Raw genomic sequence first — 23849 nt, forward strand, 5'->3', positions numbered from 1 at the left:
CCCGGCGCGGCTAACGCGCGGGGCCATGGAATACATCAGCACGCGCGGCAGCGCTCCCGCTCTTGACTTCGCCGGCGCGACGCTGGCCGGCCTGGCTTCCGATGGCGGACTTTACGTGCCGAGCGCGTGGCCGCGGTTCAGCGAAGCCGAGATCGCGGCGCTGGCGGGCATGCCTTATGCCGAACTGGCGGCGAAGATCATGTGGCCGTTCGTCGAAGGCAGCCTTGCCTACGATCGCCTGCTGGAACTGACCACCGCCGCCTATGGCCGTTTCAGCCACAAGGCGGTGACGCCGCTGCGCCAGCTTGATGAACAGAACTGGCTGCTCGAACTGTTCCACGGCCCCACGCTGGCGTTCAAGGACGTGGCGTTGCAGATGCTGGGGCTGCTGTTCGAGGAGTTCCTGGGAAGGTCCGATCGCAACCTGACGATCGTCGGCGCGACCTCGGGCGATACCGGATCGGCGGCGATCGATGCGGTGGCGGGGCGTGACAAGGTGCAGATCTTCATGCTGCATCCCAAAGGCCGGGTGTCCGACGTCCAGCGCAAGCAGATGACGACGGTGCTGGCCGACAACGTCCACAACATCGCCATCGAAGGCTCGTTCGATGATGCCCAGGCGATGGTGAAGCGGATGTTCAACGATACCGTGATGACCGATCGCTTTGCCATCGGCGCGGTCAATTCGATCAACTGGGCGCGGTTGATGGCGCAGGTGGTCTATTACTTCGCGGCCGCGCTGCAACTGGGGGCACCGGCACGCAAGGTGGCGTTCTCGGTGCCGACGGGCAACTTCGGTGATGTCTTCGCCGGCTATGTCGCGGCGCAGATGGGGCTGCCGATCGAGAAGCTGATCGTCGCCACCAATGTCAACGATATCCTCCACCGGGCGCTGGCCCACGGTGATTATTCGCAAGGCACGGTGACGCCTACCGAAGCGCCGTCGATGGACATCCAGGTCTCGTCCAACTTCGAGCGGCTGCTGTTCGATGTCGGTGGCCGTGATGGCAAGGCGCTGGCTGCGCAGATGGCCGGGTTCGAAGCCAGCAAGGCGATGCAGCTCACCAACGCCCAGCGCGAGGGGGCGGCGGCGCTGTTCCAGTCGGCCGCCGCTGATGCCGATGCGATGCGCGATACGATCCGCTGGGCCCGCGAGGCTTGCGGCGAACTGATCGATCCGCACACCGCCTGCGGGCTTTACGCCGCGCGCAACGGCGGGATCGATCCGGCGGTGCCGGTGGTCACGCTGGCGACCGCGCACCCGGCCAAGTTCCCCGATGCCGTCAGCCGCGCCACCGGCGAACACCCGGTGCTGCCCGCGCGCGTGGGTGATTTGTTCGAGCGCGAGGAGCGGATGGTAGAGCTGTCGGGCGATTACGACGCCGTTGCCGCCTTCGTGGCAGAGCATGCGACGGCGAAGGTATGACCTGCGCCGCGACAGTCGGCGTTCTTTATGCTCCCCTCCCGCAGGCGGGAGGGGAAACAGGAGACAGCCTTTGGCTACGCTTTCGGCTGAACCCCTGATCCTCGCCGGCGATGGCTGGGCTGATTATGGCCTCGTCGATTCGGGCCACGGCCGCAAGCTGGAGCGCTATGGCGCGTACCGCTTCATCCGGCCCGAACCGCAGGCGATGTGGACCCCGCGGCAGGCCCAGTGGGACGCGCACGGCGAATTCGTGCCCGGTTCGGACGAGGACGGCGGCGGGCGCTGGCAGTTCGGCAAGCCGGTCGCGCGCGAAGGCTGGCCGCTGGCGTGGAACGAGGTGGCGTTCACCGCGCAGTGCACCCCGTTCCGCCATCTGGGGTTCTTCCCCGATATGGCCCCCGTGTGGGACTGGATGCGCACCATGCTGGCGGGCGTGGCCGATGCCGAAACGCTGAACCTGTTCGGCTATACCGGCGTCGGCACGCTGGCGCTGTCGGCCCACGGGCGGGTCACCCACGTCGATGCCTCGAAGAAATCGGTGGCGCAGGCGCGTGAGAATGCGGCGCTTTCGGGCATGGCCGACCGTCCGGTGCGCTGGCTGGTCGATGATGCCGCCAAGTTCGCCGCGCGCGAGGTGCGCCGGGAAAAGCGCTATGACGGGATCATCCTCGATCCGCCCAAGTTCGGGCGCGGTCCCGATGGCGAGGTCTGGCGTCTGGAAGAGCATTTGCCGGGGCTGCTGGCGGATTGCCGCCGGCTGGTGGACAGTGACAGCCGCTTCCTGTTCCTGACGGTCTATGCCGTGCGGATGTCGTCGCTGGCGCTGGCCGGGCTGATGGCCGAACTGTTCGCCGACCTGCCCGGCACGATCGAGCATGGCGATCTGGCCGTGCGCGAGGATGCCATGCCGGACGGAACCGGCCGACTGCTGCCGACGGCGATCTTCGCGCGCTGGTCCAATCCTCGCTAAGGGACATCATGGCCGATTCGCTCATCCTGGAAATCGCCGACTTCGAACACGATGTCCTGACCGGCATCTATTCGGAAGAGACCGGCAAGCCGCAGCCGCTGCGCTTCACCATCAGCGTCGAACTGGCCCCGATCGACCGGTTCGATCCCGATACCGCGCTCAGCGCCAGCAAGAACTACATGGACCTCAAGTTCGCGGCATCCGAAGCGCTGCCCGCCGATGTCCACTTCCGGCTGATCGAGGCGGTGGCCGATCATGTCTGCGAGACGCTGTTTCTGCAGGATGCGCGGGTTACCGCAGTGACGGTGAAGATCGTCAAGCTGGCGATCAGCGAAAACGGCGAGAAGATCGGGATGACGCTGCGCCGCGAGCGCCGGTGAATGCCGACGCTGCGGATCGACATCGGTGAATCGCCGACTGAGCCGCTCGCTGCGGCAGCGGAATTCTATACCGTCGATCTGCCGGAAATCCTTGATGACTGCGACATCCATTCCCAGCACGATGTGGCGATCGTTTTTACGCCCGCCCCGCACGAGCATCGCGGTTGGCGGCTGGCAGCGATCCAGCAACTGGCGCGCGACATGGCGCCGCGCCGGGTCAATGCACTGGTCAGCGATGACCCGGATGCCATTGCTGCCGCGCTGGTCTGGCTGGACCGCGCGGCCGGTGTGACAGGGCAGCTCTTTGATCTGGATGGTGTCGGGGCCGGGCCTGTGGTATGGCTCTGCAAATGACCTCCCCCCCGACACCCCTTGTCGACCAGTTCCAGCGTCGCATCACGTACCTGCGCCTTTCGGTGACGGACCGGTGCGACCTGCGTTGCGGCTATTGCATGCCCGAACGGATGACGTTCCTGCCGCGCAAGGATGTGCTGAGCCTTGAGGAGATGCACGATCTCGCGCTCGGCTTCATCGATCGCGGCATTCGCAAGATCCGGCTGACCGGCGGCGAACCGCTGGTCCGGCGCGACATGATCGAACTGGTCCGGGCGATCGGCCGCAAGATCGCCCCCGGAGAGGAGCGGGCGCTCGATGAGCTGACGCTGACCACGAACGGCACCCATCTGGCCGATCACGCCGAAGACCTCTTTGCGGCGGGGGTGCGGCGGATCAACGTCTCGCTCGATACGCTCGATCGCGACACGTTCGCCCGCATCACCCGGCGCGACAGTCTGCCGCAAGTGCTCGAAGGGCTGGCTGCGGCCAAGGCGGCGGGCCTGCGGGTCAAGCTCAACACCGTGGCGCTGAAAGGCATCAATGAGGCGGAGATCGCGGACATCATCGCCTGGGCACACGGCGAGGGTCACGATGCCACGCTGATCGAGGTGATGCCGCTCGGCGATGTGGGTGAAGACCGGTTCGATCACTACCTGCCGTTGACCGCCGTTCGCGATGTGCTGGACCGGCGCTGGACGCTGACCGCCACCGGCCATCGCACCGGCGGGCCGGCGCGTTACTGGGATATCGCCGAAACCGGCGGACGGTTGGGCCTCATCACCCCGTTGACCGGCAACTTCTGCGAAGGCTGCAATCGCATTCGCGTCACCGCCACGGGACGGCTCTATGCCTGCCTGGGCGGGGACGAGCAGGTGGACTTGCGCGCGGCGCTGCGCTCGGCCGATCCCGAAGCGGAACTGCAGGCCGCGCTAGACACCGCGATGCGGATCAAGCCCGAACGCCATCACTTCGCGATCGATCGCCCCGGCGGTGCCCCGGCGCTGTCACGGCATATGTCGATGACCGGCGGCTGATCCGGCAGTGGCGCTGACGCTGGCATTTCTCGGGCGGCTGGAAGACGTAGCCGGTGCGGCAACGCTGGCCGTGCCCACGCTCGGCACGATTGCCGCGATCATCGACAGTCTCGATCCGGCGCTGGCGCTGGCGCTGCGCGATCCGCGCGTGAAGCTGGCGGTGAACGGGGTGCTGGCGGGCGAGCGCGATGACCTGGCGTTGCAGGACGGCGACGAGATCGCCTTCCTGCCCCCGGTCTCGGGTGGGTGAGCGTGGCCGGTCCGGTCGATGTACGCCTCCTTGATGCCGGGTTCGATCCGGCCGCAGTGCTGACCGCTTTCGCGGCGGCTCATCCCGCCAGTGGCGGCTTTGTCAGCTTCCTCGGCCAGGTCCGCGCCGGTGATGGCGGTGCCGCGGTGGAGGCGCTGGAACTGCGCCACTACACACCGCTGACGCTGCCGGCGATGCAGGCGCTGGCGGCCACGGTGATGGCGCGCTGGCCGCTGGACGGCCTGCTGGCGATCCACCGGGTCGGCGCGATGGCCCCCGGCGATCCGATCGTGCTGGTCGCGGCGGCGGCCCGGCATCGCCGTGATGCCTTTGCGGCCGCCGATTACGCGATGGACCACCTCAAGAGCGAATCGTGGTTCTGGAAGCGCGAGAAGGTGGCCGGGGCATGGCGCTGGATCGAACCCCGCGCAGAGGATTTTTCCGACCTCGCCCGCTGGGGCTGACCGGCAAATCGCTCCATTTGACTTCGATCAAGGCAAGGTCACTCGCGGCGCGCCATGCAGGCAGGGCTGGGAGGACCCACCGGGTCCATCCTCATCGGTTAGCCGTCACTGCCGGGTACGGGGGTTCCTTGGCAGTGGCGGTGCCTGTCTCCGGGCGCAAGGCCGGCGGCATCAAGTCGCGCCGGGCCCGCACGTGCCTGCGCTGATCCTTGGCACGGCCCGTCCGCGGCGTCGTCGACCCTGCGGGGAGCGAACCGCCTGAAGCTGGGGGGCTGACGGCATCGCTTCCCGACGCACGGAGAGCCCCTCCCTTCTCACGGGGGGAGGGGTTTTCAGTGGAACCCTATCCCTTGAGCCGACCGGCCAGCGAATCGAGCGCGGCGTCCTGGCGGCGGACAATCTCTTCCACTTCACTGCGCGCCGCGCCGATCGCCTGCAGGTCGGGTGTATCGGCGACCGGCTGCGCATCGCGCGCGGTGGCATAGAGCGTGTCGAGCGTGGCGAGCGCCGCCATCGTTTCCGAACGGCCCACCTGCATGTGCGACAGCGCGACCTGCGCGTTCAGGCGCGCGCGGCCGAATTCGTCACCCCCGGCACCGGCGGCCACCGCGCGCTCGGCATCGGCGCGCAGCGTCGCGAAGGAGCGGTCCCCGGCGCGGGCACTATCGACCAGTGCAGAGAGCCGGCCGGCCAGGCTGGCATCGACGCTGGCGGGCGGGGCGGGTGCCGCGGTCTCGGCAGGAACCGGGGTCATCGTGCCTGAAACGCGCTCCGCCGGGCGCAGCGCCAGCGAGGGATAGTCCCTGGAAGCGGCGCAGCCGGTCATCGCCAGCGCGGCGGCCAGGACGGGCAGGATACGAAGCTGGGCAGGGCGGCCGGAGGCGGAACGGGCGAACATGGGGCAAGCCATAGCACGGCGCGCGGACCGGGCCAGAGGGTTATCGCGCGGGCTATCGCGTCATGTGGGCGGAAGCGGCCGGGGCCCGCGATCGTTGGTTGACACGAATCAGGCCTTGCCCTAACGGCACCCACTCTTTCCGGCCCCTTCCGCGTTCCTGCGGAGTGTCCGGTGCGTCGCCCGCAAGACGCCCGCTCTTCCGCAAGGTCGGCGGCGAAAGCGCGGCCGGGGCAGGTTGTTTCGGCTCGTTACGGGCATATTGAGATTAGGTAAGGGCACCATGTTCGCAGTAGTGCGCACGGGCGGCAAGCAGTATCGGGTTGCCGCCGGAGACAAGATCGCGGTCGAAAAGCTGGCTGGTGAAGCCGGTGAAACGATCACCCTGGGTGACGTTCTGCTCGCGGGCAAGGACGGCGACATCGCCGACGCCGCTTCGATCACGGTTTCGGCCGAGATCATCGCCCAGGCGAAGAGCGAGAAGGTCGTGGTGTTCAAGAAGCGCCGCCGCCACAACTATCGCCGCAAGAACGGCCACCGCCAGCAGATGACCCTGCTGCGCATCGTGTCGGTCGGCTAAGCGCGCAATCGGAGTAGCAGGAAATGGCACATAAGAAAGCAGGCGGCTCCTCGCGCAACGGTCGCGATTCGGCTGGTCGCCGCCTCGGCGTCAAGAAGTTCGGCGGCCAGGAAGTCGTCGGCGGCAACATCATCATCCGCCAGCGCGGTACCCGCGTGTACCCGGGCGTGAACGTCGGCATCGGCAAGGATCACACCCTGTTCGCGCTGACCGGTGGCCGCGTGCGCTTCCACGATGGCAAGCAAGGCCGCAAGTACGTGTCGGTCGACATGATGGCAGAAGCAGCCGAATAATCGGATGGTCACGCCAAGGGCCATCCTGACGGGGTGGCCCTGCCGGTTCCTGAAAAGGCCCGGCTGACAGAGGGAGAGGGCCCCGCCCGTCTCCCTCTTTTCGTATCTCCCTCAGTTCGTCGCACGTCGGCCCCGCATCGTCCGCAATTGGTGAATTTTTCCAAGCGGAACAGGGGTTTCGCGCGTTCACGCGCACGTGCGTAATGGCAATGTCACCTGGCCGCCCTAAAGGCGCGGCGGGGGCGTTCGAGCGGAGGTGATCATGTTCATTCGCAGCGAACGGCTGTTCCTGAGGCCTGCCTGGCCCGAGGATGCCGAAGACCTGCATGCAGCGCTCCAGGACCGGCAGGTCGTGCGCAATCTTGCGCGCGTGCCGTGGCCGTTCGAGATGGAGCACGCGCGCGCCTATGCCGGACGCCCGGCGGAGCAGGGATTGCCACAGTTCCTCATCACGCTGCCCGGGGCCGGCGGGGCCCGGCTGATCGGCGGTGCCGGGTTCACCCGCGAAGGCGCGGGCGTCGAGGTCGGCCTGTGGATCGCGCGCGGTCATGCCGGGCAGGAGTTCGGAACCGAAGCCGGGCGGGCCATCCTGCGCATCGCCGCCGCCCTCGGCCATCGCGATCTGCGCGCGGTGCCGTTCATCGATAATCCCGCCAGCGGCCGGGTGCTCGAAAAGCTCGGCTTCCACCGCACCGGGCGCATCTTCGAACGCTACAGCCAGAGCCGCAAGATGGCGTTCCCGGCGCGCGAATACGCGATCGAACTGGCGGGCGCGGCCCAGGGGCCGGGCGGACCTCGCGCGGCGCTGGCGGCAGACAGGGATGGCGGGCTGTGCGCAGCCTGACCCTGTTCCGCTGCGCTCTGCGGATAAGCACGGATGCAGCGTGAGGCGGGCGTTAACGGGGGTGCTGCCATTACCGTCGGCGCAGATATGGCGTGGCAGCCGGGCGTCCTGACGCAATTTCCGTGCAATGCTGCAAGGAATGCTGCATAAGGATTCTCGCGGAAATAATAGACGGAGAACCATGTCATGTTCATCCGCACGGAGAGATTGTTTCTGAGACCTGCCTGGCCCGAAGATTACGATGATCTTCGAACCATGCTGGAAGAACAGGGCATTGATCGGAAGGGCGCGCTTGCGCCGCCGGTCGATCCGGCAATCGTGCGTCAATATCTGGTGGCGGATCGGGACCGCAGGCTCCCGGTCTTCATGATCTGTCTGCGCACCCCCGGCGGGCCGCAAGTGGTCGGCGCGGTCGGCTTGGCGCAGTCGGGCGGTGAGGATGCCGAACTCGGCTACTGGATCGTCCCCCGCCATCGCGGCAGGGGCTTCGCCACCGAAGCGGTCGATGCGGTGCTGCGCCATGCCGTACTGCTGGGCCACCGGCGGCTTGTCGCACGGCCGGGCGAGCAGGAGGACGATGCCCGCCGCGTCTACGAAGCGGTCGGCTTCCGCCCCACCGGCGAATGGCGGCTGCGCGATCTGGACGATGGTGCGGACGAAATGCTCACCCAGTATTACGTCGCGGAAACGGCATTCACCCGGCACGTGCCGACAGCCGCGCGCGTCCACTGACAATCACAGGTTTTGCGGCGCTTCCCCTTGCGCCCGCAGCGAGGCAATCCAGGACCCTTCGGGCGGTCCTGGATTGTCGCCGTTGAAGGGGTACAGCGGTTCAGCGCTGACTGGAGCGAGCTAGGTGGATGGAAATGAACCTACCTAGCAGGCGCAACCGCCCCATTCCCGATGAAGACGAGGCGAATATGATCGCGAACGGACGCGAACATGACGACGCTCAGCAAGTCCGAATACTCGGCTGTAAAGCCCTGGAACGTCGCCGTTTGCGGCGGATCAAACACAATTGTATTTCCGTCGACTCGGAGCGCTGAACCGGGCTTTGTTCCCGCATGCTTCTCCAGAGCCTTCGCGTACTCAGATAAAGACGGGAAATTATCGCATACGGGAAACCCTTGGAGCAACCTACGTTCTTGCAAGGTCGCCGTTAGGCTTTTTAGCATCTGTGGCCTTGCTGCTTCCGCTTTATACTCGATATACGCTGCATCCATCGCACCGTCCGTAAATCTCACGAGCTCATGCCCAACCGCATCTTTGATGCACTCAAATTGGGTCTGATCCGCTGCTGCCTCAGGTCGGATGATCACTTCGATGCTCTCGAGCTCCCGCTCGTACCTCACAGAAATGCCTGTGCGCACAAGCCCACACTCTACAAGGCGCTTTTCGATGATTTGCTCTTGAGATGCGGGAACCGCAGGCACTTGATCCATTATCCGTTACCTTAAATGCTTCCAATGGGTATGTGCACAAGCTCTAATGTGCGGCCCTGACGTCCGCTAACGGGCGAAACGGGATGTTCGAATTTGTTCAAGCGCCCTATGACACTATTTGACCGTTGATCCGCCGCGGTCAAACGGCGCGCTACGCCTCGGGCATCGCCTCATCATGAACAGCGCGATCGGCCGCCAGCGCTGCGGCCAGCCAGGCGGGGGCGGCGGCCGGATCGATGTCATCGACGCGCAGGAAATCGACCGCCAGGCCCAGTGCCGGATAGGCCACGCGGCGGCGTTTCTCGTCAGACTGGGGCATAGGCACCACCACAAGGCGGCGGTTCACTTTCTGCCGCCAGTTCATTCGCGCGGTATTTTCCTGCCCGACGTAGCAGCCCTTGGTGAAGCTGACGCCATGCAGTTCGGTGGCATTGCATTCCAGCCACAGGGTTTCGCCATCGCCCAGCTCGGCGCAGCCTTCGGGGATGCCGAGGGCGAGGCGATGGGCGAGCCACAGCGCATCGGCTCCGCTGCCGTCTTCTGCCAGCCCGTCGCCATCGCCGTCGATCGGGGCCAGCCACCGTTCGCCCAAGCCCGGATGTCGGGGGTCGGGTGCCGCGCCGTCACCGTTGTGCGGACGCCAGTGAACCGCGAGGTGCGGATCGATGGCGATATCGATCGCCTTGCGCAGCCGGTACATCGTCAGCCGTTTCACCAGCGCCGGCGCGCTGTCCGCCTCGCAATCGATCAGCAGGTCGTTGCCGGCCGGCCAGACGATGAAATCGAACAGTGCCTTGCCCTGCGCCGTCAGCAGCGCCGCCCAGCACGGCAGCGGCCCCTTGACGACATCGTTGGTCACCAGTCCCTGCAGGAAGGCGGCGGCATTTTCGCCGCTATCGGGGCGGGGGGCGATCCGGATCACGGCGCGGGCGGTCAGGCGGGTGGCTGTCATGTCATGCAGATGGGGTTGCCGAGGGGTTTGCCAAGAGGCCCCGGGTCCTGACCTAAGCCGCGCCCGCCAGCCGCTCGCGGATTTCGTCCAGCACCCAGGTCGCGGCGGGGCCGGGCAGGCAATCCTTGCGCCACAGCGCCACCAGCGCATACCGCGTGATCTGCTGTTCGGCGAGATCGAGCAGCACCAGCGCGCCTTCGGCCAGATCGCCTTCGATGGCGTGGCGCGGCATCAGGCCCCAGCCGATCCCTTCCTTGAGCAGGGCGTGCTTGGCACCAAGATCGCCCAGCCGCCAGCTCGATGCCCCCAGCACGCCGAAATCGCGCCCTTCGGTCAGCGGCGAGCGGTCGGTCAGCACGAGTTGCAAATGCCGCCGGGTGCCGCCCGGCGCGATCCGGCCACCGCGCGCCAGCGGGTGGTCCGGGGCGGCGACCGGCACCATCTCCACCGATCCCACCGTCTCGCGCGCCAGTTCGGGCAGGTCCTGGATGTCCGGCCCGGCGATCGCCAGCGTGGCGCGGCCCGCGACCGCCAGCGCCGCTACCGCGCCCAGCGCCTCGACGTGGAGGCGCAGCGACACCGTGGGAAAGCGGGCCTGGAAATCGCGCAGCAGCGGTGCCAGCACTTTGCCCGGCACCATAACATCGACCGCCAGCGACAGTTCCGCCTCCAGCCCCTGGCGCAGGCTGCGCGCCTGCGCCACCAGCGCATCGACATCGTCGGCGATCATGCTGACCCGCGCCTGCAACGCCTGTCCGGCCACGGTCAGCCGCGGCCGGCGCGAGCCCTCGCGATCGAACAGACGCAAGTCAAGCTCGGCCTCCAGTTGCCCGATGGCGTAACTGACCACCGAAATCGCCCGCCCCAGCTTGCGCGCGGCGGCGTTGAAGCTGCCTTCCTCGACCACCGCCATGAAGGTGCGCAGATGGTCGAGACTGGGCTGGATAACGTCAACCATTCAACTTCCTTGAATATGATGGTCGAATTTATCTCAATTATCAGAATGGCTCGCAAGCCCTAGATGGATGCCAACGCGGTGACTTCTCCAAGTGAAACCGCCAGGAACCCCTGATGATCGAACTTCGTCCCTTTGCCACGCTGGGTGCCGCCAATCACGGTTGGCTGGATGCCCGCCACCACTTTTCCTTCGCCGATTACCACGATCCCGCGCGCACCAACTGGGGGCGGCTGCGGGTGTGGAACGATGATACCATCGCCGCCGGGGCAGGGTTTCCCACCCACCCGCACGCCAACATGGAGATCGTCACCTATGTGCGCAGCGGCGCGATCTCGCATCGCGACAGCCTCGGCAACGAGGGGCGCACCGAAGCCGGCGACGTCCAGGTGATGAGCGCGGGAACCGGCATCGCCCATAGCGAATTCAACCGCGAAGATGCGGAGACCACGCTGTTCCAGATCTGGATCCTTCCCGATGCGCGCGGCGGCACGCCAAGCTGGGGCACCCGCCCGTTCCCGCAAGGCAGCCGCGATGGCCGGTTCGTGACGCTGGCCAGCGGCATCGAGGGTGACGGTGATGCACTGCCGATCCGTGCCGATGCGCGTGTTGCCGGTGTCACCCTCAAGGCCGGCGAAAGCGTCACCTATCCCGCCAGTCCCGAACGCCACATCTATCTGGTGCCCGCGCTCGGCCGGGTGCGGATCGGCGATGTCGAGGCGGCGGCGCGCGACGGCGTGGCGGTGACCGGCCTTGCCGAAGTGACCGTCACCGCGCTCGAAGACACCGAAGTGGTGCTGGTCGACGCGGCCTGAACCTTTATCCCTCCCTCTCAACCTCTAAGGAAAATCCCCATGCCCGAACGTAATGAAGCCCATCCCAAGGTCCTGCCGCTGATCGTCGAACGCTGGTCGCCGCGCGCATTCGACGGCAGCGACATGCCGCAGGAAGATCTCGATGTGATCCTCGAAGCGGGTGGCTGGGCCCCGTCGGCGTTCAATGTCCAGCCCTGGACCTTCCTTTACGCCCGGCGCGGCGATGCCAATTGGGACCTGCTGCTGGGCCAGCTCGTCGAATTCAACCAGAGCTGGGTGCAGAACGCTTCGGCGCTGGTGTACATTGTCTCGGCAAAGAACTCGGTCGGCCCGGCCGGCGAAGGTCCCAACTACAGCCATACGTTCGATTCCGGCGCGGCCTGGGCGCTGGCGGCGCTGCAGGCGCAGGCGATGGGGTATCACACGCACGGCATGACCGGCATCTCCTTCGGCCAGGCCGAAGCGGCGCTCGGCGTTCCGGACGATCATCGCCTTGAAGCGGCGTTCGCCATCGGTCGCCAGGCGGCGAAGGAAACGCTGCCCGATTTCCTGCAGGAACGCGAAGTGGCGGTAGGCCGCAAGCCGCTGTCCGAAATCGCCCGCGCGGGCAAGTTCGCCTGACGATCGATTCGCGGGCCGGGAGGCAGTTGCTGCCTCCCGGTTCTGCGCAGCTCCCGCGCAGTCCGGGGGTGCGGCAGCCGGCTGCGGTGCCGGTCACAGGCGAGATGTGTGCTGTGTGCACAAGGCACACTATTGGGCCAGCGTAATTGTCCTTATTTCTTTGAATTCTTTGCCTTTGGCCAATGTCAGAATTGAAACACCGGTGCGATCGGCAATCCCGCAAGTCCATGACTGGTGCGAATTGAAAAGATTGTCTTGAGGTAGCCGCGTTCGCTTCTACCATGACCGGGCTCGTCTGCGGCCGATCGGGATCGATTCGCCGGCAGCACGGGTGACCGTCGAAGGCGCGGTCGGCAAGGGGCAGGGCATTTGATGGCAGAGGGGGCAGTGCGCGCACGGGACCGCTATCCGTTGCCCCGGTGGCAGCGGGCCGCAGGTGTGATCGCGGCGCTGCTGTTCATCATCTGCGGCCTGGTGCAACCGGCGCAGGCGCAAGCCGCCGGGGCCAAGGTTGCGCTGGTGATCGCCAACGCGCGCTATCAATCCTACCGGCCGCTCGCCAACCCCGCCTCCGATGCGCGGCTCATGCAGCAGACGTTCCAGTCGCTGGGGTTCACCGTCACGCTGGTCGAAAACGCCGATCGCGCCACCATGGTCAGGGCGCTGAAGGACTTCGGCGTCCGCGCGCGGGGTGCCGATATGGCGACGGTCTATTATGCCGGGCATGGCATCGAAGTGAAGAACGTCAACTATCTGATCCCGGTAGACGCCCAGCTCAAGGACGAGACGGATGCCGAACTGGAGGCGGTGCCGCTCGAAACGGTGTTGTCCTATATCAAGAGTGCGCGCACGCTGCGGCTGATAATCCTCGATGCCTGCCGCGAAAATCCCTTCGCCGCGACGATGCAGACGGCGAGTGGCAGCACCCGGTCGCTGGGCATGTCGCGCGGGCTGATGCCGATCGAACCGGGCGGGCAGAGCCTGGTGCTTTATGCTGCCAAGGCGGGCAGCCTGGCCGCCGATGGTGATACCGGCAACAGCCCGTTCGCGCGGGCTCTCTCCGCGCGGCTGGCCGAACCGGGCGTGGAAATCGGCATGACCCTGCGGCGGGTGCGCGATGATGTCATGCGGCAGACCCATAACCGGCAGGAGCCGTTCACTTATGGCTCGCTGTCATCCGATGCCATCTATCTGAAGCAATCCGTGGCCCCCGTGTCAGCGGCAGCGCTTGCATCCCCGGTTGCACCGGTTTCCAGCAGCGCAGTGCCGCCGGCAGCGATGACCTTTTCGCCGCCGCCCGCGCCGACCGTGACCCGGATGGTCGGCACAGCGCAGCGCGCCGGGCTGTCGCTGCGGCTGACCGACGATGGCGCGGGGCTGCTGGTCACCGGGGTCTCCAGTCGCGGGCCGGCCTATGGGCAGGTGTTCGAAGGCGATGTGATCACGGCGATCAATTTCCAGAAGACGCGTGGCGATGTGGATGCAGCGCAGCAGCTCGACGGTGCGCTTGCCGCCGGCCGGGCGCAACTACTGGTGCGGCGCGGGCCGAGCACCGCGACGGTCGTCCTGCGGTCCAATTGAGAGATATACAGGGGAACGACATCGCAATGAAGAACTGGCGCATACTGGCGGCGGCTGCGGGGCTGCTCGGCGCGATGGCCGCGCCGCAGGCGCAAGCCAAGAGCATCACGTACAAGTCGCAGGTCAGCCCGAAATATCCGGCGGTCTCGTCCGGGGGTTCGGTCGCCATCGTCAACTTCAACGGCAAGGATGGCACCGACTTTGCCATGGCCCTTGCCAGCGCGCTGCAGACGGCGGAACTGGACGGGCGTCCGGTCTTCAATGTGCGCACCGAAGACAGCATCTCGTACAAGTCGAGCGCGGCGATCTCGAAGACCGAGGTATCGGCAACGGTCGCCACCGGGCGGCGGCTTGGCGCGGCCACCGTGTTTACGGGAACGATCACCGCCGCGTCGACGACGGTCACCAACTTCACGCGGCCCAAGGAAGTCTGCACGAAGCAGTCCTCGCCGTTCAAGTGCGAGACCAAATCGACCGTCAACGAACCGTGCACGAAGGTCATCGGGCTCTATTCGGTGACGCCACGCGCCATTCAGGTCAGCACCGGCGCGATGCTGTTTTCCGAAACCGTCCGCACCTCCGGGGAATATACGGTGTGCAGTGGCGAGCTTCAGTCAACCGGCGGCGGTGCGCTGGGCGATGCGCTCAAGAACCTGTTCGGCGGCAGCGGTGCTGCGGCCAAGGCCGACGATGCGGTGACAGTGAAAGTGGCGTCGCCCGATGCCCTGCTCGAAGCGATGCGCCTGAACGCCGCCAGCCGCATCCGCACGCTGGTTGCGCCCTATAACCGCGAAGTGAAGGTCGATCTCAAGGATCGCACGAGCGGGCTGAGCAAGGAGGATTCGGTCCAGTTCGGCAATGCGGTCGCCTTCGCCAATGCCGGGCGGATGGACCGGGCGTGCAGCATTTTCCAGACGATCTACATGAACGATCCGGCCAACCAGAGCAACGTGCCGCTGCTTTACGACATGGGCGTGTGCCAGGAGGTCATGCTGCCGGACGAGCCTTCAGCGGCGCTGCAATACTATTCGCGGGCGGATCAGTTGCTGTCGCGGCCAGACAAGCAGGTGTCCGACGCTTTCCTGCGGTTGCAGAACCAGGTCCAGCAATCGCAGACGATTACCCGCAGCCTCGGCAACCGGAACTGACGCCGGAAGGCCGAACACCGGGCGCTACGGGTTGCATGGCGGGCGTAGCGGGCCTACCTCGCCGGGATCATCTTCCAGCAGAAAAGGTCCAGACCGATGAACGCCAGCACCAGCGGACCCGCGCCCGAACTCGTGCTGTCCGGCGGCATGGTCCATACCCCGAACGGCGTCGGCATCGCCGATGTGGCAGTTCGGGATGGCCGGATCATCGGCGTGGGCAGCTATCCTGATGCGGCGCGGCGGATCGATTGTACCGGGCTCGATGTGCTGCCCGGCGTGATCGACAGCCAGGTCCATTTCCGCGAGCCGGGGCTGGAGCACAAGGAAGACCTTGAATCGGGCAGCCGCGCCGCTGTGATGGGCGGGATCACCGCCGTGTTCGAGATGCCCAACACCTCGCCCAACACCGATTCGCTGATGCGCGTGCATGACAAGCTGGAGCGGGCGCACCACCGCATGTACTGCGACCATGCGTTCTATGTCGGCGCGACGGCGGACAACGCCGAGGAACTGGGCGAGCTGGAGCGGATTCCGGGCACCGCCGGGGTCAAGATCTTCATGGGCGCATCGACCGGCAGCCTGCTGGTCGCCGAGGACGAGCAACTGGCGCGGGTGCTGGCGCATGGCCGCCGCCGCGTCGCCATCCATGCCGAGGACGAGGCGCGGATGAACGCGCGCAAGGACCTGCGGGTCGAAGGCGACCCGGCGAGCCACCCGGTATGGCGCGACGATACCAGCGCGATACTGGCCACGCGGCGCATCCTGCGCCTGGCGCGCGAGGCGCGCCGGCCGATTCACATCCTCCATGTCACCACCCCGGCCGAGCTGGAACTGATCGCGCAGCACCGCGATATCGCCACCTGCGAGGTTACCCCGCAGCACCTGACGCTGGCCGCGGAAGACGCCTATCCGCGTCTGGGCACCTACGCGCAGATGAACCCGCCGATCCGTTCGGCAGAGCACGTTGCCGGGTTGTGGCACTGGCTGCGCCAGGGCGTGCCCGATGTGATCGGATCGGATCACGCGCCGCACACGCGCGAGGAAAAGGCCAAGCCCTATCCGGCGAGCCCTTCCGGCATGCCGGGTGTGCAGACCTTGCTGCCGCTGATGCTCGATCATGTCGCGAACGGGCGGATGACGCTAGAGCGGCTGATCGACATGACCTCTGCCGGGGTGCAGCGCGTGTTCGGGCTGGTCGGGAAGGGCCGGATCGCCACCGGCTATGATGCCGATTTCACCATCGTCGATCGCAAGGGCCGGTTCGCCGTGACCGAGGACTGGCTCGAAAGCCGCTGCGGCTGGTCGCCGTTCACCGGCATGGAGCTGAAGGGCCGGGTGATCGGCACGATCATACGCGGCCAGTCGGCGATGTGGGAAGGCCAGCTTGCCAACCAGGCGCAGGGCGAACCCCTGCGCTTCGCGCACGCGCTGTGACGGAGCAGCTTTGAAATCCACCTCATCGTTCGGGTCGAGCGTAGTCGAGACACGCTGGCGCTGTGCCTTCCGTGTCTCGACTACGCTCGACCCGAACGGAGAATGATTCAGATTTCCCGCATTGGCCCTATCCTCGCGCAGCCCTGTTGCGTTGCAGGTAAAGGTCCCAGCAGAACACGATCATCGCCGTCCAGATGAACAGGAAGCACATCAGTTGCACCGGCCGCAGGGTCTCGTGGAACAGCGCCAGCCCCATTAGGAACAGCCCGGTCGGGGTGATGAACTGCAGGAACCCGAGCACAGACAGGTCCAGCCGCCGCGCGGCTGCGGCAAACAGGATCAGCGGCACTGCCGTTACCACCCCGGCGCAAGCCAGCGCCACGCTGACCGTGACAGACTTGCCCATGCCCAGCCCCGCAGGGCTCGTCGCGCACCATGCCAGCATGCCCAGCGCCGGTGCCAGCAGGACGAGGGTTTCTACCGTCAGCCCGGTCAGCGCCGAAACCGGCACCAGCTTGCGGATGAGGCCGTATGCGGCGAATGAAAACGCCAGCGTCAGGCTGATCCACAAGGTGGGCAGCGCATCGCGCGCCAGCAGCACCACGCCCACCGCCGCCAGCACGAGTGCGACGATCCGCAGCCGCGACAGGCGTTCATGCAGGAACACCGCGCCGGCGAGCACGCTGACCAGCGGGTTGATGTAGTACCCAAGGCTGGCGGCGAGGATGTGGCCGTGCGTGACGGAAATCACGTAGATCAGCCAGTTCGTGCCGATCAGCACCCCGCTCAAGCCCAGTGCTCCGAGCATGCGCGGGTTGCGCAGGACTGCCCGCAGTTCCGCCCCTTGGCGCAGCAGTGCGATCATGACCGCGCAGAACGGCAGCGTGAACAGCATCCGCCACGCCACCACTTCGAACGCCGACACCGCGCGCAGCAATGCGAAATAGAGCGGGTAGAGTGTCCAGAGAAAATAGGCACCCAGCGCCTGCGGCAGACCACCCAGGCTGGGCTTTTCGGGGGGAGACATAAACGGGCTTCTGCCAACGGGCGCTGCATCGGCGGAAATCGCCGCCTCGTTTCCGACTTACGAGCGCGGCGGTGTGCAGGCAAGCCGCAGGGGCGTCGCGTGATCTTTTTTCACGGGGCGGCGTTTCTGACAGTCCTGTTGCAGGACGTTCATATAAACACCTATAAAGATGAACACCAAGATGCAGCGACCACTCCGGGCGACCGGTTCGGCCGATGCGAACAAGCTTCTTGCGCGCGGACGGCGACGCGCGGGGGAAGCCGTGGCGGCAGGCGTCCTGGACGCCCGCTGACGCGGGAGGGCGCTTCCGGCGGTCCGGAGGCGCCCTCGTTGCATTAAGCTTGACCACCCCGTTCCGTTCGTTTCGAGCGAAGGTTGGTTGGCTGTTGCCCCGCCTCCTTCGTGCCTTCAACCGCAAACCCCGATCGCGTTTGTCAGTTTACGGCCCCGGCATAAACGGCGAAGATGGCGCATCATGGCTATGCCGCTGGGAGCCCGTCCGTTCATGTCCGCGCCCGTCCATTCCCCGATCCTGCGGGCGTTGCTGATTGCACTGGTCGGCGCGGCGACACTGCCGTTGGCCGCTTGTGACGGTGCGCGGGATCCGGAGCCGGGTGACGCGGATAAGGACCCGGCGATCACCGGGGCGCTCGCCGATCCGATCATGGTCGATCCGCAGATGGCGGGCGATGAAGGCGCGGCGCTTTCGGCCAATTCCGGCGCGATCAATATCCCCCCCGATCTCAAGACCCCCGAAGCGGTGGCCGCCGCGCTCCAGGATGCGGCGCGGATCGCCGGCGGGCCGCTGGCCAAGGCCCCGCCTCCCACCAAGGGCGAAGCTGCGGGAGAGGCGGCGATCACCGCGGCGCGGGTCGCCGGCCGATCCGGGATGGTGGCGGCGAACTGCGCCGCCGGGATCAGCTATTCCAATGTCTGGGCGGCGAAGCTGCCCGCCGACCTGCCGGTATTCCCGCGCGGCGCGGTGCAGGAAGCGGCCGGTTCGGACGCGAAGGGCTGCGCGCTGCGGGTGGTCCATTTCGTCACGCCGGTGACGACCGGCGATGTGATGAACTTCTACTACACGATGGCGCGGCGAGCCGGATTCACCATCGAATACCGCCAGGACGGCGCGGACTATGTGATGGCGGGCCGCAAGGCCGGGCGAGCGTGGAAAGCCTTTGCCCGTGCGCGCGACGATGGGCTCAGCGAAGTCGATCTCGTCACCAGCGGCGCCTGATCCGGCACCACACGCTCAGCGCAGGCCCACCCCGATCATCGCGCGCGGCTGCTCGATCTCGCCCGAGGCGACCGGGTAGGCGCAATAGTCGGCGGCGTAATAGCCGGTCGGGCGATGGTTGCCCGAAAGGCCGATGCCGCCCATCGGCGCGGCGTGGCTGGGGCTGATCGTCGGCCGGTTCCAGTTGACGATGCCCGCGCGGGTGTTGGCCCAGAACTTGTTGTATTCCTGCGGGCTGCCGCCGACCAGCGAGGCGGCAAGACCGAAGCGGGTGTTGTTCGCCTCGGCGATCGCCTCGTCGAAATCATCGACGCGGATGACCTGCAGGATCGGGCCGAACAGTTCGACGTCGGGGCGGTCCTTCATCGCGGTGGTATCGATGATCGAGGGGGACAGGAACGGCAGCGAATCGTTCGGTCGGACCAGGTGCTTGATCGCGCGGCCGCCGTGGCTGAGGAGGTACAGGAAGCTTTCGGTCAGCCCGTCAGCGGCGATGTTGTCGATCACCGGGCCCATGAACGGGGCCGGCTCGTCGAACGGCGCGCCGAACACCAGGCGATCTGCCAGGCTCTTCACCTCGGCCATCACCGCATCGTACATGCCGGACTTGACCACCAGCCGGCGCACGGCGGTGCAGCGCTGGCCGCTGCTGGCAAAGGCGGACTGGACGATGATCGCGGCGGCATCGGTGATCTTGGGCGTGTCCCACACCACCATCGCGTTGTTGCCGCCCATTTCCAGCACGACCATCTTGTCCGGCCGGCTGGAAAGCTTGCGGTTGATGGTGATGCCGGTGTTGGCCGATCCGGTGAACAGCACCCCATCGACATCGTCGTGCGCGACAAGGGCCTGCCCTTCGGCGGGACCGCCGATGGCAATCTGGCAGACGGCGGCGGAAATGCCGGCGCGGTTGAAGCAGCGGGCGAGCAGTTCGCCGGTGGCGGGGGCTTTCTCGCTCGGTTTGAAGATCACCACGTTGCCCGCGATCAGCGCCGGCACGATGTGGCTGTTGGGCAAGTGCGCGGGCATGTTGTACGGCCCCAGCACGGCCAGCACGCCATGCGGCTTGTGGCGTACCGCCATCGTCCCCTGCAGCGCGTTGTCGAGCTTGCGCTGCGCCGTCCGTTCGGCATAGGCGCGGATCGAGACTTCGACCTTGTTGACGACGTTTTCCACCTCGATCCGGGCTTCCCACATGGGCTTTCCGGTTTCGCGGGCGATGATGGTCGCCAGTTTATCGGCGTCCTTGCGCACTTCGTTGGCGAAGCGGCGGACCAGTTCCATGCGGGTGGACAGCGGCTGCGCGGCCCAAGCCGGCCAGGCGCGCCGGGCGCGGGCCACGACGTCATCGATATCGCTGGCCTTGCCGCGCCAGACTTCGGCACCGGTGGCCGGCTCGAAGGAAACGATCTCGGCCCGGTTCGCGCTTCGCGCACTGCCCCGTTCGGCCGCAGTGCCCAGTCGGCCATGGCCGTCCGGACCTGCCGCTGTCTGGCCGGGAGCTGCCGCGCCCTCGATTGCAGTGGTGGTAGCTGGACCGTCCATTAAGGCTAATAATCCGTTAGCTGGTAAACTTCGAGATAGAGGGCTCTATGCCATAGCGATTACTACCGGGTTGCTAACGACCCCGCGTTAATCGCATCATTTGCCTGTATCAGCGGCGCTGGCACCCCGCTCGAAGCTCCAATGGACCGGCTCCGGCGGAGTTCCCAGGTATCGGCCAAGCTCGCGGATTTCTTCGATCCGGCGGTGCAGTTCGTCCCAGTCGTCGCGTTCGGCGATGGCGGACCAGATGCGCTCGACTTCCTCGATAAGCAGTCCGGGCGCGGCTGCGGCGTACCGATCGTCGGCGGCGCAGGTCGGGGCGTAGCCGCGCAGCAGGGTGTCGAAATCGTCCGTGCCGGTGGTTCGCCCGCCGCGATGGCGCAGGAAGAAGATGTCCGGCGCCTCGCCGCTGGCGGTCATCGCCTGCTCCGCCGCCTGGATCAGCGCCGCGTCGGGCCCTGGCCCCTTCGGCGCGACGCCCAGCCGCCAGCAGAACCGCCGCCGCAGCGCCGCCTCATAGAGCGGCCCGAAGCGGTCGATCGCGAAGACCAGCGCTTCGGTTTCGGCATGGGCGCGCAGGGCGATCGCCAGTTGGACGCAGTTCCAGCGCACCGCATCGGGCTGGCGGCCAAAGGCGTAAAGGCCCGAATGGTCGAAATAGGCGGCTGTGAAGCCGGGGTCCCATTTCGGCAGCCAGCGCCAGGGGCCGTAATCGAAGCTTTCGCCCGATATCGCCATGTTGTCGGTATTGAGCACGCCGTGAACGAACCCGGCAACCATCCAGGCGGCGGCCAGATCGGCCATGCGCTCCACCACCTGATGCAGCAGCCGCACCGCCGGCTCGTCGCGGCCCGGCGCATCGGTGGGCGGGGGCGGGCCGGGGAAGGCGGCCAGGCAATAATCGATCAGTTGCGCGGCATGATCGGGCTCTTCCAGCACCATCAGCCGCTGGAAGCTGCCGAAGCGGATATGGCCGTGGCCGAGCCGGACGAGCACGGCGGAACGGGTCGGCGAAGGTTCATCGCCGCGCCACAGGCTTTCGCCGGTCTCGATCACGCTGAATGTCTTGGACGTCGGCACGCCCAGCGCCTCGAGCAGCTCGGTCGCCATGATCTCGCGCACCGCGCCTTTCAGTGTCAGCCGCCCGTCGCCGGCGCGGCTCCACGGGGTCTGGCCGGAGCCCTTGGTGCCCAGATCGAGCAGCCGCCCCTGTGCATCGCGCATCTGGGCGAACAGGAACCCGCGCCCGTCGCCCAGATCAGGGTTGTACACGCGGAACTGGTGGCCGTGATAGCGCAGCGCCAGCGGGCCGGGCAAATTATCGGCCAGCGGGACGAACTCGCCGAAGTGGGCGATCCATTCCGCATCGGTCAGATCGCCAAGGCCGACGGCGGCGGCCCAGCGATCATTGCGCCAGCGCAGGGTGTGGTCGGGGAAGCGGGCGGCTTCCACCGGATCGCCCAGCCACCCGGCCAGAGGGAGGATTGCGGGATCGGGGCGATAGGGGCTTGCTTGCGGTTCGCTGCGCATCAGGCGATAGTGGGCGTGCGGCGGCCGCCAATCAAGGCGCGCGGTTGAGGGACTTTGCAAAGCGGCATGGCAGCCTACGAAGATCGGTTCTGGTCGAGCCGCGATGGACTGAAACTTCATTTCCGGGATTACGCGGGCGGAGAAGGGGGGAAGGCTCCAGTCGTCTGCCTGCCCGGCCTGACCCGCAACGCCCGCGATTTCGAGACGCTGGCCGAACGGATCGCCCCGGAACGCCGGGTGCTGTGCCTTGATCTGCGCGGGCGCGGCGATAGCGAATATGCCAAGGATTCGACCAACTACGTTCCCGCCCAGTATATCGACGATCTGCTGGTGCTGCTCGATCAGGAGGGGATCGAACGGTTCGTTTCGGTCGGCACGTCGCTGGGCGGGCTGATGACGATGGGGCTCGCGCTGTTCCAGCCCGATCGCATCGCCGGGGCGGTGCTGAACGATATCGGGCCGGTGCTGGAAGCAGCGGGGCTGGAACGCATCCGTGATTACGTCGGGCAGGGGCGCAGCTTTCCTACCTGGGTCCATGCCGCGCGGGCGATGGAGGAATCGCAGGCCGTGGCGCATCCCGGGCAGGATCTCGAGTTCTGGCTGGGCATTGCCAAGCAGCGCATGACGCTGGGCAGCAACGGGCGGATCGTGTTCGATTATGACATGAAGATCGCCGAACCCTTCGCTCATTTCGATACCTCGGCCATCCCGGATATGTGGCCCGCGCTCGATGCGCTGGCCGGGCGGCCGCTGCTGTTCGTGCGCGGCGCTCTGTCCGATATCCTCAGTGCCGCGACGCTGGACGAGATGGTCCGCCGCGCACCCGGCTCCGAAGCGGTCACGCTGCCCGATGTCGGCCACACCCCCACCCTGTCCGAACCCGCGGCCGAAGCGGCCATCGATCGGCTGCTGGCTCGCCTGGACTGATCTTGCCGCAAAGCCCCGCGCGCCTGCGCGTCCTCCATCTTCATTCCAGCTTTTCGGCCGGCGGCAAGGAACTGCGCGCGGCGCGGCTGATGACAGCGTTCGGGCCCGGCATCGATCACGTGGTGGTGTCGGCGCAGCCCGGCGCTTACGGCGCGGCCCGGGCGATCGGCGCGGATATCGCGGTGGATTATCCCGCCGATTTCCCCGGTCTCCAGGGTCGGCCGACGCCTGCCCGGTTGCTGCGGATCGCCCGCGCGCTAAAGCCGTTCGATCTGGTGCTGACCTATAACTGGGGGGCGATGGACGCGGTGCTGGCGCACCGGCTGTTCGGCCGCCTGCTCGGCCTGCCGCCGCTGGTCCATCACGAGGACGGGTTCAACGAAGACGAGGCGGGCGGGCTCATGCCCCGCCGCAACTGGTTCCGGCGGATCGCACTCGGCCGCGCTTCGGCGCTGGTCGTGCCCTCGCAGCGGTTGCAGGCGATCGCACTGGACGCCTGGCACCAGCCGCCGCAGCGGACCCGGCTGATCATCAACGGCATCGCGCTTGCCGCCTATGCCCGCAAACCCGCTGCCGATGCGCTGCCGGGGCTGGTCAAGCATCCGGATGATCGCTGGGTCGGCACGCTGGCGGGCCTGCGCGCGGTGAAGAACCTGCCCCGGCTGGTGCGCGCCTTTGCCGCTCTGCCGCCGCACTGGCAACTCGTGATCCTGGGCGAAGGGCCGGAGCGCGGGGCCATCGTGGCGCAAGCGGCGGCGCTTGGCCTGGCAAACCGCGTGCATCTGCCGGGCTTCGTGGCCGATCCGGCCGGTGCGGTCGGGCTGATGGACCTGTTCGCGCTGTCTTCCGATAGCGAGCAGTTCCCGATCTCGGTGGTGGAGGCGATGGCTGCCGCCTTGCCCGTCGTCTCGCCGGCCGTCGGCGATGTCGCGGCGATGGTGGCCGATTCCAACCGCCCGTTCATCACCGCGCCGGGCGACGAGGCGGCGCTGGCGGCGGCGCTGGCCGAGCTGGCGGAGGATGACGGCGCGCGGACCCAAATCGGCGCGGACAATCGCGCCCGTGCGCTTGCCCTGTATGACGAAGAGGCGATGATCGCCGCTTACCGCGCCGTCTATGCCGAAGCGATGGGTCGCGCCACGTTTCCCTGACGCTTGTTCAGA

General features: G+C 66.8%; 26 protein-coding genes. 19 read left to right on the forward strand and 7 right to left on the reverse strand.

Annotation, left to right across the window (positions count from 1 at the left end; genetic code table 11):
• Positions 1-25 precede the first annotated feature (25 nt).
• From thrC to IE122_RS14495, 7 genes are all read left to right on the forward strand, one after another.
• Complete coding sequence (thrC, locus tag IE122_RS14465) at positions 26-1426, forward strand: threonine synthase (protein WP_189621961.1); 1401 nt, start codon at positions 26-28, stop codon at positions 1424-1426.
• 70 nt (positions 1427-1496) lie between these two features.
• Complete coding sequence (locus IE122_RS14470; RefSeq protein ID WP_189621962.1) at positions 1497-2396, forward strand: class I SAM-dependent methyltransferase; 900 nt, start codon at positions 1497-1499, stop codon at positions 2394-2396.
• Between the two features lie 8 nt (positions 2397-2404).
• Positions 2405-2776 carry a dihydroneopterin aldolase gene (locus tag IE122_RS14475; protein WP_189621963.1) on the forward strand — a complete coding sequence of 124 codons (372 nt, stop codon included), beginning with the start codon at positions 2405-2407 and terminating at the stop codon, positions 2774-2776.
• Entirely contained in the window at positions 2777-3130 is a 354-nt protein-coding gene (locus tag IE122_RS14480) for a Rossmann fold domain-containing protein (RefSeq protein WP_189621964.1), read from the forward strand.
• Positions 3127-4146, forward strand: a complete 1020-nt coding sequence (gene moaA / locus IE122_RS14485; protein ID WP_229814208.1) for a GTP 3',8-cyclase MoaA — start codon at positions 3127-3129, stop codon at positions 4144-4146. Before IE122_RS14480 ends, moaA begins: the two co-directional genes overlap by 4 nt.
• Before the next feature lie 7 nt (positions 4147-4153).
• Positions 4154-4396 carry a MoaD/ThiS family protein gene (locus IE122_RS14490; RefSeq protein WP_189621966.1) on the forward strand — a complete coding sequence of 81 codons (243 nt, stop codon included), beginning with the start codon at positions 4154-4156 and terminating at the stop codon, positions 4394-4396.
• A gap of 2 nt (positions 4397-4398) precedes the next feature.
• Positions 4399-4860: a molybdenum cofactor biosynthesis protein MoaE gene (locus tag IE122_RS14495; protein WP_189621967.1), complete on the forward strand. Its 462-nt coding sequence runs from the start codon at positions 4399-4401 to the stop codon at positions 4858-4860.
• A gap of 343 nt (positions 4861-5203) precedes the next feature.
• Here the strand turns inward: IE122_RS14495 and IE122_RS14500 are convergent, their stop codons facing one another.
• Positions 5204-5758 (reverse strand): hypothetical protein, encoded by a 555-nt coding sequence (locus tag IE122_RS14500; RefSeq protein ID WP_189621968.1) that lies wholly within the window; start codon positions 5756-5758, stop codon positions 5204-5206.
• A gap of 280 nt (positions 5759-6038) precedes the next feature.
• Between IE122_RS14500 and rplU the strand changes: the two genes are divergently transcribed.
• The 4 genes from rplU (at position 6039) to IE122_RS14520 (ending at position 8204) form a co-directional block, all read left to right on the forward strand.
• Positions 6039-6335 (forward strand): 50S ribosomal protein L21, encoded by a 297-nt coding sequence (rplU, locus tag IE122_RS14505; RefSeq protein WP_189621969.1) that lies wholly within the window; start codon positions 6039-6041, stop codon positions 6333-6335.
• Positions 6336-6358: 23 nt separating this feature from the next.
• On the forward strand, positions 6359-6628 hold the full coding sequence (gene rpmA, locus IE122_RS14510; protein ID WP_189621970.1) for a 50S ribosomal protein L27: 270 nt from the start codon (positions 6359-6361) through the stop codon (positions 6626-6628).
• A 262-nt stretch (positions 6629-6890) separates the two neighbouring features.
• The gene (locus IE122_RS14515) at positions 6891-7472 is read left to right on the forward strand and encodes a GNAT family N-acetyltransferase (protein ID WP_189621971.1); all 582 of its coding nucleotides are present in this window, start codon (positions 6891-6893) and stop codon (positions 7470-7472) included.
• 186 nt (positions 7473-7658) lie between these two features.
• A complete protein-coding gene (locus tag IE122_RS14520) occupies positions 7659-8204 on the forward strand; it encodes a GNAT family N-acetyltransferase (protein ID WP_189621972.1) in 546 nt (181 codons plus the stop codon).
• Between the two features lie 140 nt (positions 8205-8344).
• On the opposite strand, the gene IE122_RS14525 is transcribed toward IE122_RS14520, so the two are convergent.
• The 3 genes from IE122_RS14525 to IE122_RS14535 form a co-directional block, all read right to left on the reverse strand.
• Positions 8345-8914 (reverse strand): hypothetical protein, encoded by a 570-nt coding sequence (locus tag IE122_RS14525; RefSeq protein ID WP_189621973.1) that lies wholly within the window; start codon positions 8912-8914, stop codon positions 8345-8347.
• A gap of 151 nt (positions 8915-9065) precedes the next feature.
• The gene (gene ygfZ, locus IE122_RS14530) at positions 9066-9866 is read right to left on the reverse strand and encodes a CAF17-like 4Fe-4S cluster assembly/insertion protein YgfZ (protein ID WP_189621974.1); all 801 of its coding nucleotides are present in this window, start codon (positions 9864-9866) and stop codon (positions 9066-9068) included.
• 52 nt (positions 9867-9918) lie between these two features.
• Complete coding sequence (locus IE122_RS14535; protein ID WP_189621975.1) at positions 9919-10824, reverse strand: LysR family transcriptional regulator; 906 nt, start codon at positions 10822-10824, stop codon at positions 9919-9921.
• 113 nt (positions 10825-10937) lie between these two features.
• Between IE122_RS14535 and IE122_RS14540 the strand changes: the two genes are divergently transcribed.
• From IE122_RS14540 to IE122_RS14560, 5 genes are all read left to right on the forward strand, one after another.
• Entirely contained in the window at positions 10938-11636 is a 699-nt protein-coding gene (locus tag IE122_RS14540) for a pirin family protein (protein ID WP_189621976.1), read from the forward strand.
• 39 nt (positions 11637-11675) lie between these two features.
• Positions 11676-12257, forward strand: coding sequence for a nitroreductase family protein (locus tag IE122_RS14545; protein ID WP_189621977.1), 582 nt, complete (start codon positions 11676-11678; stop codon positions 12255-12257).
• A gap of 372 nt (positions 12258-12629) precedes the next feature.
• The gene (locus tag IE122_RS14550) at positions 12630-13838 is read left to right on the forward strand and encodes a caspase family protein (RefSeq protein WP_189621978.1); all 1209 of its coding nucleotides are present in this window, start codon (positions 12630-12632) and stop codon (positions 13836-13838) included.
• Positions 13839-13864: 26 nt separating this feature from the next.
• Positions 13865-14986 (forward strand): hypothetical protein, encoded by a 1122-nt coding sequence (locus IE122_RS14555; RefSeq protein ID WP_189621979.1) that lies wholly within the window; start codon positions 13865-13867, stop codon positions 14984-14986.
• Positions 14987-15082: 96 nt separating this feature from the next.
• Complete coding sequence (locus IE122_RS14560) at positions 15083-16420, forward strand: dihydroorotase (RefSeq protein ID WP_189621980.1); 1338 nt, start codon at positions 15083-15085, stop codon at positions 16418-16420.
• 127 nt (positions 16421-16547) lie between these two features.
• Here IE122_RS14560 and rarD read toward each other — a convergent pair whose 3' ends face one another.
• The gene (gene rarD / locus IE122_RS14565; protein WP_189621981.1) at positions 16548-17447 is read right to left on the reverse strand and encodes an EamA family transporter RarD; all 900 of its coding nucleotides are present in this window, start codon (positions 17445-17447) and stop codon (positions 16548-16550) included.
• 475 nt (positions 17448-17922) lie between these two features.
• Between rarD and IE122_RS14570 the strand changes: the two genes are divergently transcribed.
• Positions 17923-18684, forward strand: coding sequence for a hypothetical protein (locus IE122_RS14570; protein WP_229814212.1), 762 nt, complete (start codon positions 17923-17925; stop codon positions 18682-18684).
• Between the two features lie 15 nt (positions 18685-18699).
• On the opposite strand, the gene IE122_RS14575 is transcribed toward IE122_RS14570, so the two are convergent.
• Complete coding sequence (locus IE122_RS14575; RefSeq protein ID WP_189621982.1) at positions 18700-20229, reverse strand: succinylglutamate-semialdehyde dehydrogenase; 1530 nt, start codon at positions 20227-20229, stop codon at positions 18700-18702.
• A 96-nt stretch (positions 20230-20325) separates the two neighbouring features.
• Positions 20326-21759, reverse strand: a complete 1434-nt coding sequence (locus tag IE122_RS14580) for a protein adenylyltransferase SelO family protein (RefSeq protein ID WP_189621983.1) — start codon at positions 21757-21759, stop codon at positions 20326-20328.
• 66 nt (positions 21760-21825) lie between these two features.
• On the opposite strand from IE122_RS14580, the gene IE122_RS14585 reads away from it, so the two are divergent.
• Together IE122_RS14585 and IE122_RS14590 are read left to right on the forward strand one after the other, a co-directional pair.
• Entirely contained in the window at positions 21826-22686 is an 861-nt protein-coding gene (locus IE122_RS14585; protein WP_189621984.1) for an alpha/beta fold hydrolase, read from the forward strand.
• A 2-nt stretch (positions 22687-22688) separates the two neighbouring features.
• Positions 22689-23837 (forward strand): glycosyltransferase, encoded by a 1149-nt coding sequence (locus IE122_RS14590; protein WP_229814213.1) that lies wholly within the window; start codon positions 22689-22691, stop codon positions 23835-23837.
• Positions 23838-23849 lie beyond the last annotated feature (12 nt).

It is taken from the genome of Novosphingobium colocasiae, from assembly GCF_014652555.1.
In the GTDB taxonomy this organism is placed as follows: Bacteria; Pseudomonadota; Alphaproteobacteria; order Sphingomonadales; family Sphingomonadaceae; genus Novosphingobium; species Novosphingobium colocasiae.

Bases quoted from the DNA above. Each gene is read 5' to 3' on its own strand.
- thrC (WP_189621961.1), top strand. From the start codon at position 26: ATGGAATACATCAGCACGCGCGGCAGCGCTCCCGCTCTTGACTTCGCC.
- IE122_RS14475 (WP_189621963.1), top strand. From the start codon at position 2,405: ATGGCCGATTCGCTCATCCTGGAAATCGCCGACTTCGAACACGATGTC.
- IE122_RS14480 (WP_189621964.1), top strand. From the start codon at position 2,777: ATGCCGACGCTGCGGATCGACATCGGTGAATCGCCGACTGAGCCGCTC.
- moaA (WP_229814208.1), top strand. From the start codon at position 3,127: ATGACCTCCCCCCCGACACCCCTTGTCGACCAGTTCCAGCGTCGCATC.
- IE122_RS14500 (WP_189621968.1), bottom strand. From the start codon at position 5,758: ATGTTCGCCCGTTCCGCCTCCGGCCGCCCTGCCCAGCTTCGTATCCTG.
- rplU (WP_189621969.1), top strand. From the start codon at position 6,039: ATGTTCGCAGTAGTGCGCACGGGCGGCAAGCAGTATCGGGTTGCCGCC.
- rpmA (WP_189621970.1), top strand. From the start codon at position 6,359: ATGGCACATAAGAAAGCAGGCGGCTCCTCGCGCAACGGTCGCGATTCG.
- IE122_RS14515 (WP_189621971.1), top strand. From the start codon at position 6,891: ATGTTCATTCGCAGCGAACGGCTGTTCCTGAGGCCTGCCTGGCCCGAG.
- IE122_RS14520 (WP_189621972.1), top strand. From the start codon at position 7,659: ATGTTCATCCGCACGGAGAGATTGTTTCTGAGACCTGCCTGGCCCGAA.
- IE122_RS14525 (WP_189621973.1), bottom strand. From the start codon at position 8,914: ATGGATCAAGTGCCTGCGGTTCCCGCATCTCAAGAGCAAATCATCGAA.
- ygfZ (WP_189621974.1), bottom strand. From the start codon at position 9,866: ATGACAGCCACCCGCCTGACCGCCCGCGCCGTGATCCGGATCGCCCCC.
- IE122_RS14535 (WP_189621975.1), bottom strand. From the start codon at position 10,824: ATGGTTGACGTTATCCAGCCCAGTCTCGACCATCTGCGCACCTTCATG.
- IE122_RS14540 (WP_189621976.1), top strand. From the start codon at position 10,938: ATGATCGAACTTCGTCCCTTTGCCACGCTGGGTGCCGCCAATCACGGT.
- IE122_RS14545 (WP_189621977.1), top strand. From the start codon at position 11,676: ATGCCCGAACGTAATGAAGCCCATCCCAAGGTCCTGCCGCTGATCGTC.
- IE122_RS14550 (WP_189621978.1), top strand. From the start codon at position 12,630: ATGGCAGAGGGGGCAGTGCGCGCACGGGACCGCTATCCGTTGCCCCGG.
- IE122_RS14555 (WP_189621979.1), top strand. From the start codon at position 13,865: ATGAAGAACTGGCGCATACTGGCGGCGGCTGCGGGGCTGCTCGGCGCG.
- IE122_RS14560 (WP_189621980.1), top strand. From the start codon at position 15,083: ATGAACGCCAGCACCAGCGGACCCGCGCCCGAACTCGTGCTGTCCGGC.
- rarD (WP_189621981.1), bottom strand. From the start codon at position 17,447: ATGTCTCCCCCCGAAAAGCCCAGCCTGGGTGGTCTGCCGCAGGCGCTG.
- IE122_RS14570 (WP_229814212.1), top strand. From the start codon at position 17,923: ATGGCTATGCCGCTGGGAGCCCGTCCGTTCATGTCCGCGCCCGTCCAT.
- IE122_RS14575 (WP_189621982.1), bottom strand. From the start codon at position 20,229: ATGGACGGTCCAGCTACCACCACTGCAATCGAGGGCGCGGCAGCTCCC.
- IE122_RS14580 (WP_189621983.1), bottom strand. From the start codon at position 21,759: ATGCGCAGCGAACCGCAAGCAAGCCCCTATCGCCCCGATCCCGCAATC.
- IE122_RS14585 (WP_189621984.1), top strand. From the start codon at position 21,826: ATGGCAGCCTACGAAGATCGGTTCTGGTCGAGCCGCGATGGACTGAAA.